At 72.6% G+C, this 14,133-nt stretch carries 15 protein-coding genes; 11 read left to right on the top strand and 4 right to left on the bottom strand.

Features of this window, described 5'->3' with window-relative positions; translation table 11 throughout:
- Nucleotide 1 precedes the first annotated feature (1 nt).
- Nucleotides 2–403: an ATP-binding protein gene (locus tag D0Z67_RS01910; protein ID WP_051887543.1), complete on the bottom strand. Its 402-nt coding sequence runs from the start codon at nt 401–403 to the stop codon at nt 2–4.
- Between the two features lie 80 nt (nt 404–483).
- Nucleotides 484–792 (bottom strand): STAS domain-containing protein, encoded by a 309-nt coding sequence (locus tag D0Z67_RS01905; RefSeq protein WP_158713886.1) that lies wholly within the window; start codon nt 790–792, stop codon nt 484–486.
- A 280-nt stretch (nt 793–1,072) separates the two neighbouring features.
- Between D0Z67_RS01905 and D0Z67_RS01900 the strand changes: the two genes are divergently transcribed.
- From D0Z67_RS01900 to D0Z67_RS01890, 3 genes are read left to right on the top strand one after another with little or no spacing between them, the layout of a single operon-like run.
- The gene (locus tag D0Z67_RS01900) at nt 1,073–1,495 is read left to right on the top strand and encodes an RlpA-like double-psi beta-barrel domain-containing protein (RefSeq protein WP_031180422.1); all 423 of its coding nucleotides are present in this window, start codon (nt 1,073–1,075) and stop codon (nt 1,493–1,495) included.
- A gap of 11 nt (nt 1,496–1,506) precedes the next feature.
- Complete coding sequence (locus tag D0Z67_RS01895) at nt 1,507–2,130, top strand: hypothetical protein (RefSeq protein WP_031180423.1); 624 nt, start codon at nt 1,507–1,509, stop codon at nt 2,128–2,130.
- Nucleotides 2,131–2,151: 21 nt separating this feature from the next.
- Nucleotides 2,152–3,054: a MauE/DoxX family redox-associated membrane protein gene (locus D0Z67_RS01890; RefSeq protein ID WP_051887545.1), complete on the top strand. Its 903-nt coding sequence runs from the start codon at nt 2,152–2,154 to the stop codon at nt 3,052–3,054.
- A gap of 83 nt (nt 3,055–3,137) precedes the next feature.
- Here D0Z67_RS01890 and D0Z67_RS01885 read toward each other — a convergent pair whose 3' ends face one another.
- Nucleotides 3,138–4,286 (bottom strand): PP2C family protein-serine/threonine phosphatase, encoded by a 1,149-nt coding sequence (locus D0Z67_RS01885; RefSeq protein ID WP_031180425.1) that lies wholly within the window; start codon nt 4,284–4,286, stop codon nt 3,138–3,140.
- 161 nt (nt 4,287–4,447) lie between these two features.
- On the opposite strand from D0Z67_RS01885, the gene D0Z67_RS01880 reads away from it, so the two are divergent.
- Nucleotides 4,448–4,933 (top strand): MarR family transcriptional regulator, encoded by a 486-nt coding sequence (locus tag D0Z67_RS01880; protein ID WP_078873165.1) that lies wholly within the window; start codon nt 4,448–4,450, stop codon nt 4,931–4,933.
- 246 nt (nt 4,934–5,179) lie between these two features.
- Entirely contained in the window at nt 5,180–6,685 is a 1,506-nt protein-coding gene (locus D0Z67_RS01875; RefSeq protein ID WP_031180427.1) for a cryptochrome/photolyase family protein, read from the top strand.
- A 72-nt stretch (nt 6,686–6,757) separates the two neighbouring features.
- On the opposite strand, the gene D0Z67_RS01870 is transcribed toward D0Z67_RS01875, so the two are convergent.
- Nucleotides 6,758–7,330 carry a Dps family protein gene (locus tag D0Z67_RS01870; RefSeq protein WP_031180428.1) on the bottom strand — a complete coding sequence of 191 codons (573 nt, stop codon included), beginning with the start codon at nt 7,328–7,330 and terminating at the stop codon, nt 6,758–6,760.
- A 190-nt stretch (nt 7,331–7,520) separates the two neighbouring features.
- On the opposite strand from D0Z67_RS01870, the gene D0Z67_RS01865 reads away from it, so the two are divergent.
- The 6 genes from D0Z67_RS01865 (at nt 7,521) to D0Z67_RS01840 (ending at nt 14,117) form a co-directional block, all read left to right on the top strand.
- Complete coding sequence (locus D0Z67_RS01865) at nt 7,521–8,264, top strand: alpha/beta fold hydrolase (protein WP_234312675.1); 744 nt, start codon at nt 7,521–7,523, stop codon at nt 8,262–8,264.
- A gap of 180 nt (nt 8,265–8,444) precedes the next feature.
- Complete coding sequence (locus D0Z67_RS01860; RefSeq protein ID WP_031180430.1) at nt 8,445–8,747, top strand: chorismate mutase family protein; 303 nt, start codon at nt 8,445–8,447, stop codon at nt 8,745–8,747.
- A complete protein-coding gene (pabB, locus tag D0Z67_RS01855) occupies nt 8,744–10,828 on the top strand; it encodes an aminodeoxychorismate synthase component I (protein WP_031180431.1) in 2,085 nt (694 codons plus the stop codon). Before D0Z67_RS01860 ends, pabB begins: the two co-directional genes overlap by 4 nt.
- Nucleotides 10,825–11,697: a prephenate dehydrogenase/arogenate dehydrogenase family protein gene (locus tag D0Z67_RS01850; protein ID WP_037774646.1), complete on the top strand. Its 873-nt coding sequence runs from the start codon at nt 10,825–10,827 to the stop codon at nt 11,695–11,697. Before pabB ends, D0Z67_RS01850 begins: the two co-directional genes overlap by 4 nt.
- 87 nt (nt 11,698–11,784) lie before the next feature.
- A complete protein-coding gene (locus D0Z67_RS01845; RefSeq protein WP_031180433.1) occupies nt 11,785–13,470 on the top strand; it encodes a class I adenylate-forming enzyme family protein in 1,686 nt (561 codons plus the stop codon).
- Complete coding sequence (locus tag D0Z67_RS01840; RefSeq protein ID WP_031180434.1) at nt 13,467–14,117, top strand: mycothiol-dependent nitroreductase Rv2466c family protein; 651 nt, start codon at nt 13,467–13,469, stop codon at nt 14,115–14,117. Before D0Z67_RS01845 ends, D0Z67_RS01840 begins: the two co-directional genes overlap by 4 nt.
- The last annotated feature ends 16 nt before the right edge of the window (nt 14,118–14,133 follow it).

Below are 14,133 nucleotides of genomic sequence, written 5' to 3'. Positions count from 1 at the left end.
CTCAGCCCTCCGAGGCCGGACGCTCCGACGGATGGCCGGTGGGCAGCTTCCACCAGGCGGTGATCGTCTTGCCCCGCGCGGTGGGCTCGACGGCGGTGTGGTCGCTGAGCTTCTCCACCAGACCCAGTCCCAGACCCCCTCGGCCGTCCAGGGGCGGGTCGACGCGCGGGGACGGCAGCTCCGGGCTGTCGTCGGTGATCTCCAGGATTAGCTGTCCCTCCTCCCGTCTGAGGACGAGCGACCAGGTGCCGTCGGGAGTGTGCCGGACGGCGTTGGTGACCAGCTCGCTCACGACGATCTGCACCGCCTCCGCGTCCGCGCCGGGACAGTGCGCATCCAGGTACGCCGCCGCGAGCCGACGTGCGTCGGCCGGTGACGATGCCTGGGAGTGTGCGGTGAACATGAGCCCCTTTCGCGCGGGCGTGCTTTCCCTCCGCGTGCCCCCGCCCGGTCGGTACACGCCGGTGAGAGGGAGGGAGCCGCTCACGGGCGCGCCTGACGCGGCAGCGTGGACAGGGCGGGACGGAGCGACTCCAGGTCGGGTCGTGAGGGCAGCAGGCTGTCCGCTCCCGTGAGTTCGAACAGGCGCCGCACGGTCCCGTCACCGCCGAAGACGCCGACTCTCCGGCGCCGCGCCGTACGCAGCAGATGGTTGAGCAGCGACGAGTCGCAGAAGCCGACCTGCCGCAGGTCGAACGCGAGCGGCCCGGTCCAGCGGACCAGGGCGTCCTCGGTGGCGTCCTCCACCGAGTCGAGTTCTTCGGGATCGAGGTGGCCCCGTAGTCCGATCACCCAGAGCTCTCCGTCGGCCCTCGAGTACGCCACCGCCGGCGGGATCGCTTCCTCAAACGTCTGACTGCGGTTCACCATGAGGCCATGGTGCCGTACGGGGTCCACCGCGTCACAGTCCAGGGGGTTTTCGGCCCGCTCCCCTCACGCTCGGAGGTCGCGCACGTGCTCTATGCAACCCGCGTAGACGCGCGCATCATGGGAGCGCTCCATCGCTCCATCGCTCCATCGCTCCACCCCACCCCAGGTTTGTCATGTACCTGCAATAAGGGAGGAATGCACGATGGCTTGCGGATCGACCAGCCTCTGGGCCGGTGAGACCAGTTGGTTCTGCTGCGGCAACTCGTGGGGGCCCTGCGGCAGCGCCGGTGGCGGCGCCTGCGGCAACTGCCAGTCCAGCGCCCATCACGGCGCCTGGCCCAACGCCTCGGCGAACTGCTTCAGCATCACCCGCCCCGACCTCTGCGGCGAGAACATCCCCCGGCGCGGCTGCGGTTCGGTGATGAACGTCCGCCACCAGTGCTCCGGCGCCACGGTGTGCATCACCATCACCGACTGCGGACCCCGCACCAAGGACTGGTGCGGCGAGGCGACCTGCTGCAACGGCGCCTGCCGTACCAACCGCGTGCTCGACCTGACCCCGGCCGCCTTCTCGGCGATCGGCAACCTCAGCTCCGGCAAGCTCCCCGTCTACATCTACGAGTGAGGAGGCCCGGCATGAACGCACGGAACACCACGGGAGTACCGGCCGAGGGGATGCGCCGGCGCCGCTTCCTCACCACCGCGGCCCTCGGCGGCGCGACCATCGTCGGGGCGAGCGCGCTCGGCGGACTGGACGCCGACGCGGCCTTCGCCGCCGAGCCCTCCCTGGACCCGGCCATCGCCAAGTCCTCCTTCGTGGAGGGGAGGATCACCGGCATCACCGGCAGCGTGCTGGAGGTGGCCGGTTCCGGCGGCGGGCACGCGCGCGTGCAGATGACCCACGTCACCAGCGTGTGGAAGGTGCGGCCGGCCACCGCCGAGGTCATCGAGGTCGGCGACGGACTCTACGCGCGCGGAGTCCCCATGCCGGACGGCACGGTGGCCGCCGACGCGGTCTGGGTGAACATCGTCAACCTCGACACCACGATCCGGGGCATCGCCAGGAACCGGGTCCACCTCGCCCACGGGCAGCACGAGGTCGTCGGCAACATCCTCACCGACACCGGCGCCTCCTACGCCGGGCGCGGACTGACCTCCGACCTGTCCCGGCTGCGCATCGGACAGAGCGCCCAAGTGCTGGGCGCCTGGAGGCCGTCCGACGACTCGGTGGACGTCGTCCGCATCTCCGTCGGGCACTGAACGGGACATGGGGAGACGCTGATGCTGTCACTGACCACGGGACTCCTCCCGCTGCTGCTCGCCGGTCTGCTGGGCTGGACCGGCGCGGCCAAGGCCCTCGGCCCGGACGTCGTCGTCACGGCGCCGAAGACCGCGCTGGCCCGCCTGCTGAGCAGCAGCGAGCGGGCCGCCCGGGTGCTGCGGGCCACCGGGTGGGCCGAACTGCTCCTGGCCGGGGCCCTGCTGGCGGCACCCGGCAGCGCGCTGCCAGGAGCGGCCACCGCGCTCCTCGGGGCCGGATTCCTCGGCTACCTCGGCTACGGCCGGGCACGGGCCCCTCAGGCGACCTGCGGTTGCTCCGCGAGCGAGGACACACCGGTCACCTGGCGCGCCTTCGCCCGCGCCGCGCTCGTCCTCGCGGGCGGGCTCACGGCGGCGGTGGCCCGCCGCACCTGGTGGGGCGCGCTCGGGGACCGGCCGGCGGCCTCGGCCGCACTGCTGGCCGTGGGCGCGCTGGTCCTGGCCGCACTCTCGGCGGACCTGGACCGCCGGCTGCTGCTGCCGCTGCGCCGCCTCCTGCTGCGCGTGTTCGGCCACCCGCTCACCGGCCGGGGCGGGGCGCCACGGGTGCCGGTGGCCGCCAGCGTCGAACTGCTGGAGCACTCCCTGGCCTGGCACACCACGTCACCCGTGGTGCGCTCCGCGCTGCTGGACCACTGGGAGAGCGACGGCTGGCGCATCCTGCACTACTCCGGCGTCCACGGCGAGGGCGACACGGCCCGGCCGGTGGCGGTGCTGTTCGCCCTGGACGCCACGGCCGGCCGCGACACGCCCGGCGACCCGGTGATCCGCGTCAGTTACGTGGACGCCGACACCGGGGCCCCGGTGGCCGCCGAGGAACTGCGCGCGGCCCCGGCCCGCCGCTCGCTGCGCCTCGTCGAATAGGTAGGCGAACAGGAACCGGCCCGGTGCGGCCGCCGTACCCGTACGGCGGCCGCACCGGGCCGGTCTCGCGGAGCGCGGTGCGCTCAGCGGCCGTGCCAGTCCAGGCACACGACCAGCGCGTCGTCGTCCGGCGCCGGGGTGCCCCGGTGCTCGGCCAGCTCACGCAGGACCGCGCCGGGCACCTCCGAGGCCGGGAGCAGCCGGGTGGCCTGGATGGCTCGGGTCAGCGCCGCGTCCCCGTAGGACTCGCCCCTGGGTGACGCGACCGCGTACACGCCGTCGCTGACGAAGATCAGCCGGTCGCCGGGCTCCACCTGGAGCTCCTGCGGCACGTAGTCGGTCTCCTCGAACATGCCGAGCGGCAACTGCGCCTCGAAGCCGATGTGCTCCACGGCGCCGTCGCGCATCCGGAGCAGCTGCGGACAGCCGGCGTCCACCACCCGGGCCCGCCCGGTGGCGAGGTCGATGTCCAGCATCAGCACCGACAGATAGCGGTGTCCCCGGTACTGGGCGTACACCGCCTGGTCGGCCAGGGCCGCCTGGTCGGCGAGCGGGATGCCGGCCCGGCGGGCGTTGCGCAGCGCGTTGACCGCGAGGTTGGTGAGCAGCGCGGCCTCTATGCCCTCGCCCATGCCGTTGGAGACGTACAGGGTGAGCCGGTCGGCGGTGGAGGACCAGTCGTAGTTGTCGCCGTGCATGGCGTACGCCGGTTCCAGCTGGGCCCCGAGGTCGAACTCGGGCAGGGAGCAGGAGTGGCCGGGCAGCAGCTGCCACTGCATCTCGGCGGCCAGGGTGAGCCGGTCCTGCCGCCGGGCCTGGAGATACAGATCGGTCTCGCGGTCGGCGACCAGCACCTCGTGCCCCAGCACCTGGGCGATGTCGGCCAGCTCCGGCAGGGCCGCGCGGCTGTCCTCGGTGTCGGGCAGGGTCACGGTGAGCACACCCACCCGGTCCCCGTGCACGGTGACCGGCAACTGCACCCGCAGCCGCTGGTCGACCAGGCTCTCCAGAAAGGGCTCCTGCGCGCCGAAGGCGCGGCCTGCGGGGCCGTTGCGCAGGGAGACCGGGGGCAGCGCGTGCGGAGGCGTGGTCACCGGCTGAAGCATGGTGAGGCCGTAATCGGCCACGAGGAACTCCACTGCCTCGGCCGCGTAGAGCCCGGCCAGCTCCCGGCGGACGGTGTCGGCCAGGGCGTAGGGAGGTGCCGTGCGCAGCGCCCGCTCGACAGCCATGAATCTGTTCACGATCGTAGGTATGCCAATCTCTCACCCGTATGAACGCTACGCCCGCCCCGCGATGGGCCGAGTGGTGGACGTATCGTGCCGTCTTCTTGGATATTCCGGACCGTCTTGCCTGCTAGTAGGCTGTGGGTCGTCCCCGTACCTGCGAGAGTGTGACCGTGACGAACTTCCACCCCCGCCCAGAACCCGTCGAAGTCGCGCGTGTGACCTCCACGGCCGCGGAACTGCTGGAAGTGCTGTGGGGCCGGGCTTCCACCGCTCCCGCCTCGGCGTCCCAGTTGCGCGTACTGCTCATTCTGGAACACCAGGAGGGCATCAACCTGCGGACGCTCGCGGACCATCTGGCCTCCACCCCGCCCTCGACCAGCCGGCTGTGCGACCGGCTGCAGGCGGCGGGGTTCGTCGAGCGCGAGCTGAGCCGTACCGACCGGCGCGAGGTGCGGCTGCACCTGAGCAGCCGGGGCCGGGCCTTCCTGACGGACCTGCGCGCCCGGCGCGAGGAGACGCTGCGCTCGGTGCTGGAGCGGATGTCGGCCGGGGACCGCAGTGCCCTGCTCACCGGCCTGGAGGCGTTCTGCGCGGTCGCGTCGGAGCAGATACACGGGTACGACGAGTCCTCCGGGTCCCGCACCGCCTGAGCGAACCGGGCCGCAGCCGACCGGGCTGCCGTGGATCGTGCCCGGTGACCGGCGAACGGAGCGGCCTCCGCCGACCGGAACATCCCTGATCCTTCCCCTCCTGCTGTGACACCGGATACTTTCTTGCCTCTTGGTCATAGTTGTCAAACGGCAAGTGTTTCACCCGACCGCCATGAGATCCACGCCACATGGATACCTCCCCACCTGCGCGGTCCACCGCACCCGCCCGATCGAGGAGTGGCAGCGATGACCGACCGGCACTGGCTGTTCGGAGACCAGCTCGGCCCCCATTTCCTCACCCCCGGCCCCGACGGACCCGCTCACGACGCCCCCGTGGTGCTGATCGAGGCGCGCTCGGTCTTCCGCCGCCGCCGCTTCCACCGGGCCAAGGCCCATCTGATCCTCTCCGCGATGCGCCACCGGGCCGCCGAACTGGGCGACCGCGTCCGGTACGTCCGCGCCGAGACCTACCGCGAGGGACTCCGCGAGGCGGCGGGCGGCGGCCGCGTCACCGTCCACCACCCCACCTCGCGCGCCGCGCTCGGCCTGGTCCGCTCGCTGGAGAAGGTGCGCGTGCTGCCCGCCCGGGGCTTCCTCTTCCCGCAGGACGCCTTCCGCGCCTGGGCCGACGGACGCGGCGGCCACCGGCTGCGCCAGGAGGACTTCTACCACTGGGTACGCCGGGAGCTGGACCTCCTCATGGACGGCGGCGAACCCGCCGGCGGCCGCTGGAATCACGACCACGACAACCGCGAACCCCCGCCGAAGGGCGCCCGCACCCTCGACGCGCCGAAGCCCTACCGGCCCCGCGAGGACGAGATCGACGACGAGGTCCGCGCCGACCTCGACCGCTGGGAGCGCGAGGAGGGCATCACCTTCGTCGGCCGGGACGGCCCGCGCCGCTTCCCCGCCACCCGCCGGGAGGCACTGGCCGCGCTGCGCCGATTCACCGGCCACCGGCTCGCCGGCTTCGGCCCGCACGAGGACGCCATGCTCGCCGCCGACCCGGTGATGAGCCACAGCCTCCTCTCCTCCTCCCTCAACCTCGGCCTGCTCGACCCGGCCGAGGTCGTCCACGCCGCCGAGCACGCCTGGCGCTCCGGCGAGGCGCCCATCTCCAGCGCGGAGGGGTTCGTCCGGCAGGTCGCGGGCTGGCGGGAGTACGTGTGGCAGCTCTACTGGTACTTCGGTGAGGACTACCGGGACCGCAACGCCCTCCGCGCCCGCACCCCGCTGCCCGACTGGTTCCTCGAACTCGACGCCGACGCCGTCACCGCGCGCTGTCTGTCCACCGCGCTCGCCCAGGTACGCGACACCGGCTGGACCCACCACATCCCGCGCCTGATGCTGCTCGGCAGCCACGCGCTCCAGCAGGGCTGGGAGCCGCGCGCGGTCACCGACTGGTTCCACCGCTGCTTCGTCGACGGCTACGACTGGGTGATGCTGCCCAACGTCGTCGGCATGTCCCAGTACGCCGACGGCGGCCGGATGACCACCAAGCCGTACACCTCGGGTGGGGCCTACATCCACCGGATGAGTGACTTCTGTGGTGGCTGCGCCTACAAGCCGGGGGACCGCACCGGGGAACGGGCCTGCCCGTACACCACCGGCTACTGGGCCTTCGTGCACCGCCACCGCGACCTGCTCGCCGCCAACAACCGCACCTCGCGGGCCGTCCAGGGCCTGGACCGGCTCGGTGACGTGGAGGAGGTGCTGCGCACCGCGCGCGAACGGGGCGACTTCCCGCCCTGACCGGACGTGGGAAACTCCGCGCGCCGCCGCCCACGAGGGGCGGCGGCGCGCGGCGCATTCCGTACCGGTGGCTCAGCTCATCTCGGCGCCCTTGGCGGCCGCCTCCTTCTCGGAGTGCACGTCGTCGGTGGCGAGCGTGCCCCGCGCGCTCTCCAGGTGCGCCCGCACGAACCACTGGAACTGCTCCAGGTCGCGCAGCTGCTCGATCAGCAGGTCCTCGGTGGCGGGGTCGATCTCGCCCGCCTCCTTGACCGCGGCGCGTACGCCCTCGATCACACCGGTGTAGACCACGTCGAGCGCGGCGAGGTGCGCGATGGCGTCGCCCCGGCCGATCGAGTAGTCGTCCCAGGTGCGCTCGGACACCAGCGCGCCCGGCGTGCCCTGGGCGACACCGCCGAGGGCGGCGGTTCGCTCGGCGACGTCGTCGGCCATGTCCCGGACCCGGTCGACCTGCGGGTCGATCATCTCGTGCACGGCGATGAAGTGCGGTCCGACCACGTTCCAGTGCACGTGCTTCAGCGTGAGGTGGAGGTCGTTGAGCGCGTGCAGACGGAGGCGGAGCAGACCGATGAGCTTGCCGGCCGCCTCACGTTCGAGGCCGGGAACAGTGTACTTCGGGGTCAGATCCTTGGTCTGGCTGGTCATGATTCACCTCGGTCGTCACGGTGAGAAGTCCTTGCCTGAGCACATGTGCCCCGGTCCGACCCTCTCAGACGTACTTTCGTCCCGCCCGTCGCACTGGGCGGAACGGGACCCTGTGACCAAACCGCGCGCCGAGCGGCTACGGATTCCCCGTGACGATCCCGTACGACCGCCCGAAGGGAAGGCGACCCCGTTGAGAGTCCACAGCGACGGCCCGGACGAGACGACGCACCAGCAGGGCGGCGAGGGCGCGGAGGACCCCGAGAGCGCGCTGGTCGTCCGGTACGCCCCGAAGTCGCCGAAGGCCGCCGTGCTCACCCTGCACGGCGGCCGGGCCGACGACGTCTCCGCCAGCAGGCCCTGGCACCTCGCCGCGCTGCGCATGCGCCCCGTGCTGCGGGCGGTCGCCACCGGGCTGCCGTCGGACGGCATCCTGCTCGGCGAGGTGCGCTACCGGCACCGGGGCTGGAACGGCGGAGCCGCCGCCGACGACGTGCTGCGCGCGCTGGGCGAACTCCAGGAGAGGTTCGGCCCGCTGCCGGTCGTGCTGGTCGGCCACTCCATGGGCGGCCGCGCCGCCCTGCACGCCGCCGCCCACCCGGCCGTGCGCGGGGTGCTGGCGCTCGCGCCCTGGCTGCCCGCCGCCGAACCCGCCGTCCACCTGCACGGACAGCGGCTCGTGGTGCTGCACGGCGACGCCGACCGGATCACCGGCGCGGACGACTCGGTGGACTTCGTGCTGCGGGCCCGTACGGCCGGCGCGCACGCCGGAATGGTCATGATCACCGGGGCGGAACACGCCATGCTGCGCCGCCTGACCACCTGGCACCGGCTCGCCACCGAGATCGTCGCCGACCTGCTGCGCGACCACCCCGCGAAGGACGGCACGGTCGCCGAGGCCACCGCGCCCGGCGCACCGGCGTTCCTGCGGATCTGACCCCTCCGGCCTCCTGCCGGTCCGCTGCCGGGCCGCCTCCGGGGCCCGCCGACTTGTCCCGCTTGTCCCCGTATCGATCCCCGCACTGTGTGCACTGCGGTGATCCGAGCTATCGGGGCGGTGGCGGGCCGGCCCCGGTGGCGGGCACATTCGGACCGTGGACAGGCGGGAGGGGCAGCCATGGGGGAGAGGCCGACAGCCGGCGTCACCATCGAGGACCTTCGGGCGGAGCTCGACGCGATCGACGGACGTTTCCTTGACGAACTGCGGGCCCGGATCGAGAAGTGCGTGGAGATCGGCCACTTCAAGCGGGAGCACGACGTGCCGATGATGCAGCCGCACCGGATCGGCATCGTCCAGGAACGCGCCGCCCGCTACGGCGAACGGCACGGCATCGACCGGGAGTTCCTGCGCAGGCTGTACGACCTCGTGATCGAGGAGACCTGCCGCGTCGAGGACCGGGTGATCGGAGGTTCCTCGTGAGGACCTTGCTCATCGACAACTACGACTCCTTCACCTACAACCTCTACCAGCTGCTCGGCGAGGTGAACGGACGGCCGCCGGTCGTCGTCCGCAACGGCGCCGACTGGTCCGCGCTGCGGCTGGAGGAGTTCGACGCCGTCGTCATCTCGCCCGGACCCGGACGCCCGGACCGCGAGCGGGACTTCGGCATCAGCGCCCGCGCCATCCTCGACAGCGGACTGCCCGTGCTCGGCGTCTGCCTGGGCCACCAGGGCATCACCCATCTGTTCGGCGGCACGGTCGCCCTCGCGCCCGAGCCGATGCACGGCCGGATCTCCGCCGTCCACCACAACGGCACCGACCTCTTCGCCGGACTCCCCAGCCCCTTCGACGTGGTGCGCTACCACTCGCTCGCCGCCACCGACCTGCCCGACGAACTCGAGGCCGTCGCCTGGACCGGGGACGGCGTGATCATGGGCGTCCGGCATGTGTCCCGGCCGGTGTGGGGCGTGCAGTTCCACCCCGAGTCCATCAGCAGCGAGTACGGCCGCGACCTGCTGCGCAACTTCCGCCGCCTCGCCCTCGCCCACCGGGCCACCGGCGCCGGCGGCTCCCGGTACACCGTGCACACCCGGCGGATCGGCCTCCAGCCCGACACCGAGGCCGCCTACCGGTCCCTCTTCGCCGGGGACGCCCACAGCTTCTGGCTGGACAGCGGCGCCGTCATCGACGGCCTGTCCCGCTTCTCCTTCCTCGGCGACGGCCGCGGCCCGCTCGCCGAGTACGTCAGCTACCGGGTCTCCGACGGCGGTGTCACCGTCCGCAGCCCCGGCCGCGCCGACGACGAGGGCGAGATCGTCGAGCAGGGCTTCTTCGAGTACCTCGACGAACAGATCCGCGCCCGCGCCGTGCCCGTACCGGCCGGGCTGCCCTTCGAGTTCAACCTCGGCTACGTCGGCTACCTCGGCTACGAGCTCAAGGCCGAGACCGGCGGCCAGGCCGTGCACAAGTCCGCCACCCCGGACGCGGCCATGCTGTTCACCGACCGCATGCTCGCCGTCGACCACACCGAGGGCGTCACCTACCTCCTCGCCCTCTCCGCCGACGGCGACGACCGCGACGCCCTGCGCTGGCTGGACGACACCGAGGCGAGTCTGCGCGCCCTGCCCGCCCCCGGCACCGCACCAGAGCCCCCGGCCCGCTACACCGGCATGACCGACCCGGACGCCCGTGACCTCCTGCGGCTCCGGCACGGCAAGGACGCCTACCTCGACCGGGTCCGGCAGAGCCTGGAGGAGATCCGGCAGGGCGAGACGTACGAGGTCTGCCTGACCAACTCCGCCGTCATGGACGTCCGCATCGACCCGCTCACCACCTACGCGCGGCTGCGCCGGCTGAGCCCGGTGCCGTACGGGGCGCTGCTCGACTTCCAGGGCGTCGCCGTGCTCAGCGCCTCGCCCGAGCGGTTCGTCACGGTCGGCACGGACCGGGTCACCGAGTCCAAGCCCATCAAGGGCACCCGGCCGCGCGGCGCCACCCCGGCCGAGGACGAGGAACTGCGGCAGGACCTGCTCAGCCAGGAGAAGGACCGCGCCGAGAACCTGATGATCGTCGACCTGATCCGCAACGACCTCAACTCGGTCTCCGAGGTCGGGTCCGTGCACGTACCGCGCCTGTTCCACGTGGAGACCTACGCGCCCGTGCACCAGCTCGTCTCCACCATCCGTGGCACGCTGCGGCCCGAGGAGACGGCCGTCTCCTGTGTGCGGGCCGCCTTCCCCGGCGGGTCGATGACGGGGGCGCCGAAGCTGCGCACCATGGAGATCATCGACCGGCTGGAGGAGGGGCCGCGCGGGGTCTACTCCGGGTCGCTGGGCTGGTTCTCGCTGAGCGGGGCCGCCGATCTCAACATCGTGATCCGCACCCTCGTCGCCACGCCTGACCGGGTCGCGTTCGGGGTGGGCGGGGCGATCGTGGCGCTGTCGGACCCCGAGGAGGAGTTCGAGGAGACGGTCGTGAAGTCGCGGGCGATGGTGACGGCCGTGCTGGAGACCGCCCTTGAGGTTGGCCCGGCCGCGTCCTCCGCGGGGGGCCGGTCGTGACCCGGCGGGCCGTCGTCGTCGGCGGGGCCGGGGCCGTGGGGCGGCTGTTCACCGAGCGGCTGCTCGAAGCGGGCACCGAGGTGACCGTGGTCGACCCCGCCGAAACCCCGGTGTCCGGCACGGCACGGCGGCTGCGCGGCGACATCACCGACCCCGGCGCGGAGTTCACCGCCGCGCTCGGCCGGGCCGACCTCGTCGTCCTCGCCGTGCCCGAGCCGGTGGCGCTCGCCGCGCTGCCGGGCCTCGCCGGGGCGCTGGCACCGGGCGCGGTGCTCGCCGACACGCTGTCCGTGAAGCAGGCCGTCACCCGCGCCGTACGCGAACACGCCCCCGGCGTCCAGGCGGTGGGCCTCAACCCGATGTTCGCGCCCGCGCTCGGCTTCGCCGGGCGGCCGGTCGCCGCCGTGGTCGTCCACCATGGTCCCGGCGTCACCGCGCTGCTGGAGCTGATCGGGCAGTGGGGCGCCACCGTCGTACGCGTCGACGCCGCCGAGCACGACCGGCTCGCCGCCGCCTCCCAGGCGCTCACCCACGCCGCCGTCCTCGGCTTCGGGCTGGCCCTGGCCGGTACGGGCGTGTCCGCCGCCGACCTGCGGCCGGTCGCACCGCCGCCCGCGACCACGCTGCTCGCCCTGCTGGCCCGTATCGCCTCCGGCACCCCGGAGGTGTACTGGGACGTCCAGCACGCCAACGCCGAGGCGGGGGCGGCCCGCAAGGCGCTGGCCGAGGCGGTGCACCGGGTCGCGGACACCGTGGAGCACGGCACCGAGGCCGACTTCGCCGCCCTGCTCGGCGAAGTCCGCGCCTACCTGGGCGACGACCTCGCCCACCACCGCGACACCTGCGCCCGGCTCTTCGCACAGCCCTGAGCACAGCCCTGAGAAGTACGCGGCCGCACGGCACCGGCGGCGAAGACCTCGCCGCACCCTGCCCGAACCCTGTCCGAGAGGTTGTCCATGACCACGTTCGCCCCGACCGTCCTGACCCCCGAGCAGCGGACCGCGCTCGCCGCCGACCCCGCCATCGGCGGCGGCAACCTGCTGCGGGCGGCGCTGGCCGCCAGCCCCCACCCCGACCTGCCGTTCCTGCGCTCCAGCCGGCCGATACCCCTGCCGTCGGGGGAGGAGCGCGAGGAGTTCAGCCTCATCGAGTTCGACGCGCTGGCCCAGAGCTGGTCCGCCTGGTACCTCGCGCAGGGCGTGGGCCTCCGCGACCGGGTCGCCGTCTGGTTCGAGGACTCCCTCGCCTACTCGCTGCACTTCTACGCCCTCGCCCAGATCGGCGCGGTCGCCCTGCTGATCAACTCCAACGCCCCGCAGGCCATCGCCACCTCGCTCATCGAGCAGACCGCGCCCGTCGGCCTCTACGCCGACCAGGAGCGCCTGGACCGGCTCGGCTCCGCCGTGGACGGCCTCGGACTGCGCTTCGCCGTGTCCGTCGAGGAACTCCCCGCCCCGCCGGCCGCGCCGCTCCCGGACTCCGCCTACTGGCACCACCACGACGACGACCCGGTGACGATCCTGCACTCCTCCGGCACCACCGGCCGCCCCAAGCCCACCATCCACACCCACAAGTCCATCGTCTCGGGGCCCAAGTTCCGCCTGGTCGACCACACCGAACACCCCGGCGCCCTGATGATGACCGCGCTGCCCCAGTCCCACCTGGGCTGCATCGCGTACACCGTCTACGCGGTCCTCGGCGGCACCCCGATCGTCGCGCTCAGCGACCGCAGCGGCCCCGGACTCGCCGCCGCCGTCGGCAAGTACCGGCCCACCTCCGTGATGTCGTTCGCGCACGCCTACGCCGAACTGGCCAACACCGAGCCGGAGGCGGGCGCGCTGGACTCCGTGCAGGCGTGGGTGTCCATCGGGGACGCCGTGCACCAGGCCCACATCACCAAGGTGCTCTCCATGCGCAGCCCCGGCCTGGAGCCCGCCGCCTTCCTGGACCGGCTCGGCACCACCGAACTGGGCTGGGGCGTGCTGCTCAAGGCCCGCACCCTGGACAGTGAGCGCCACGACCGCTGCGCGGGCAAGCCGGTCGGTGTCGCCGAGGTCGCCATCCTGCGCAAGGACGGCAGCCACGCCGACGACGGCGAGGTCGGCTTCCTCGGCGCCAAGGGCCCTGCCATCACGCCCGGTTACTGGGGTGACTCCGACCTCACCTACCGCTTCAAGCTGTCCGGCTACTGGCTGCCCGGCGACATGGCCTACCGCGACGGCAACGGCGACTTCTTCCTCGTCGACCGCGCCGCCGACGCCATCGAGACCGAACAGGGCACCGGCTACTCGGTGTTCATGGAGGAGGTCATCCTCAACGACGTCCCCGACACCGGCGACGTCGCCGTGGTCGCCGGGCGCCGCGACGGGCGGACGGTGCCGGTCGCCGTCGTCACCGTCGGCCCGTCGGTCGCCGACCCCGACCCGGAGAAGCTGCTCAGCCAGGCCAACGAGGCGCTGCGGGCCGCCGGTCACCCGGTGCTCGGCCTGCTGGAGATCGTCCCGGAAGAGACCGGTCTGCCCGTGGGTGTCACCGGTAAGGTCCTCAAGCGGCAACTGCGCGAGCAGTACGCCGAGCTGACCGCCTACGTCCGTGACCGCGACGGCGTGCTCGTCGCAGTCCACGAGGAGCCCACCGCATGACCGCAGACACGCCCGCCACCGCGCCGGCCTCCGGCGCCGGTACGGACACCGCCAAGGTCGACTTCTACTTCGACCCGGCGTGCCCCTTCGCCTGGATCACCTCCCGCTGGATTCTCGAGGTCCAGCAGCACCGTCAACTGGACCTCGACTTCAAGCTGATGAGCCTGTACGTCCTCAACGAGGGCCGTGAACTGCCCGACTGGTACCGCGAACTGGTCGACAACTCCCTCGCCCTGATCCGGGTCGTCACCGCCGCCGCGCACCACCACGGCGACGAGGTACTGCCCGGCCTGTACGAGGAGTTGGGCACCCGCATCCACAACGGCGGGAACAAGGACTACCTCGCCGCCGCCGCCGAGGCCCTCGCCGCCCGCGGCCTGCCCGACTCGCTGCTGGCCGCCGCCGACACCGACACCTACGACGAGGAACTGCGCAAGAGCCACCACGAAGGCATGGACCCGGTCGGCGAGGACGTGGGCACCCCCACCATCCACATCGACGGCGTCGCCTTCTTCGGCCCGGTGCTCAACTCCGTCCCGCGCGGCGAGGAAGCCGCCCGGATCTTCGACGGAGCCCGCGCACTGGCCAACTACCCGGACTTCTTCGAGCTGAAGAGGACCCGGACGGGCAGTCTCCGCTTCGACTGAGACACGCCCCACCGGC

This window comes from Streptomyces seoulensis (assembly GCF_004328625.1).
In the GTDB taxonomy this organism is placed as follows: Bacteria; Actinomycetota; Actinomycetes; order Streptomycetales; family Streptomycetaceae; genus Streptomyces; species Streptomyces seoulensis.
Note: the sequence above shows the minus strand (reverse complement) of the source record. Positions and strands in the feature narration are given on the sequence as shown.

Coding starts and splice junctions, on each gene's coding strand:
- D0Z67_RS01900 (WP_031180422.1), top strand. CDS start 1,073: ATGGCTTGCGGATCGACCAGCCTCTGGGCCGGTGAGACCAGTTGGTTC.
- D0Z67_RS01870 (WP_031180428.1), bottom strand. CDS start 7,330: ATGACCAGCCAGACCAAGGATCTGACCCCGAAGTACACTGTTCCCGGC.
- D0Z67_RS01875 (WP_031180427.1), top strand. CDS start 5,180: ATGACCGACCGGCACTGGCTGTTCGGAGACCAGCTCGGCCCCCATTTC.
- D0Z67_RS01885 (WP_031180425.1), bottom strand. CDS start 4,286: ATGGCTGTCGAGCGGGCGCTGCGCACGGCACCTCCCTACGCCCTGGCC.
- D0Z67_RS01910 (WP_051887543.1), bottom strand. CDS start 403: ATGTTCACCGCACACTCCCAGGCATCGTCACCGGCCGACGCACGTCGG.
- D0Z67_RS01890 (WP_051887545.1), top strand. CDS start 2,152: ATGCTGTCACTGACCACGGGACTCCTCCCGCTGCTGCTCGCCGGTCTG.
- D0Z67_RS01840 (WP_031180434.1), top strand. CDS start 13,467: ATGACCGCAGACACGCCCGCCACCGCGCCGGCCTCCGGCGCCGGTACG.
- D0Z67_RS01895 (WP_031180423.1), top strand. CDS start 1,507: ATGAACGCACGGAACACCACGGGAGTACCGGCCGAGGGGATGCGCCGG.
- D0Z67_RS01860 (WP_031180430.1), top strand. CDS start 8,445: ATGGGGGAGAGGCCGACAGCCGGCGTCACCATCGAGGACCTTCGGGCG.
- D0Z67_RS01845 (WP_031180433.1), top strand. CDS start 11,785: ATGACCACGTTCGCCCCGACCGTCCTGACCCCCGAGCAGCGGACCGCG.